The organism is Oleiphilus sp. HI0043 (assembly GCF_001634935.1).
In genome coordinates, this window is record NZ_LWEY01000285.1 from 1 (window position 1) to 1,457 (window position 1,457).

Sequence of the window (1,457 nt, forward strand, 5' to 3'; positions counted from 1 at the left end):
CTAACTGTTGACCTATGGGAACACGCTTACTACATCGACTTCCGTAATGTTCGTCCGAACTACCTGACAGCGTTCTGGAAGCTGGTTAACTGGGAATTTGTTGCAGCAAACCTAGCAGCATAATTCTTCTGAACCTCCTTAGTGACTAAGGAGGTTCAATCTCCCAAGCCTTTAACCAAAGCTCTTAGCTTCATCCCACTTAATAGCAAAACGATAAAATAAGAAACGATTCCGACGACAACCAAAGCTAGCAACTTAGTTATTCGCTCCCAAACACTCATATCAAACCAAATTTCGGTTTCAACATTCATCCAGGAAACCGCCAACACCATCGCAACAACAGCAACAACTATCCGCAGCACAAATAAAGCCCAACCTTCGCTTCTATGATAAACATCACGCTTCACTAAGCCACTCAAAAGCCACAAAGCATTCATCCAAGACGAAAGCGCTGTCGCTAATGCCAAACCTGTATGTTGCAAAGGCCAGATCAGAATCAAATTGAAAACCATGTTGGCACACATCGCCCATATGCCAATCTTTACAGGCGTCTTCATATCTTGTCTTGAAAAGTACCCGGGAGCCAAGACCTTAATCAACATAAATGCCAAGAGCCCTAAGGCATAGGCACGTAAGCTCATTGCCGACATATAGACATCGCGTTGCTCTAATGCACCGTAATAAAATAGCGACGTCACCAAAGGTTCAGCAAGAACAATCAAAGCAACAGCTGCCGGAACGCCCATCAACAGAACTATCCGTATAGCCCAGTCCAGCGTGTCAGAAAAAGCTTTGTGAGACTGACTGCTATGCTTTCGAGACAAACTAGGTAAAATCACTGTCGCAATGGCAATACCGAAAATCCCCAAAGGCAACTCAGCTAAACGATCCGAATAATAAAGCCAAGAAACGCTTCCTGTTTGTAGAAATGACGCTAACACTGTATCGAGCAACAGATTAATCTGGCTTACAGAAACACCAAATAGTGCTGGAACCATCAGTATAAAAATACGTCGAACACCTTCATGACGATAATCCAGGCGTGGCCGAGGCATCAAGCCCATTTTTATCAAGAAGGGAAACTGAAAAAACAGCTGTATCAGGCCTGCAATAAAGACCCCCCATGCCAAGCCCATGACTGGCTCTGTAAATAACGGCGTTAACCAAAGCGCCGCTGATATGAGCACCAAGTTAAGCAAAACAGGTGTAAAAGCGGGTATCGCAAAGTAACCATAGCTATTCAATATTGAACCAGCAAAAGCGGTCAAAGAGATCAACAGCAAATAGGGAAAGGTTATCCTCAACATATCGCTGGCAAGGTTATATTTTTCTGTATCCTCAAGAAAACCCGGAGCAAACAAAGCCGTTAGCCATGGAGCGCCCATGACCGCTAAAGCCGTAATAAGTAGTAATACCAGCCCCAACACACCTGCAACCGAGTTAACCAACTGCCTGAC

2 protein-coding genes are annotated in these 1,457 nt (G+C 44.5%); one reads left to right on the plus strand and one right to left on the minus strand.

The window, feature by feature from the left end:
• Nucleotides 1-123, plus strand: a 123-nt coding sequence (locus A3729_RS04145) for a Fe-Mn family superoxide dismutase (RefSeq protein WP_231877332.1), incomplete at its 5' end; no start/stop codon positions are given.
• A 32-nt stretch (nucleotides 124-155) separates the two neighbouring features.
• Here the strand turns inward: A3729_RS04145 and murJ are convergent.
• Nucleotides 156-1,457 (minus strand): murein biosynthesis integral membrane protein MurJ (gene murJ / locus A3729_RS04150; RefSeq protein ID WP_082882001.1); only part of this gene is annotated, 1,302 nt, incomplete at its 5' end.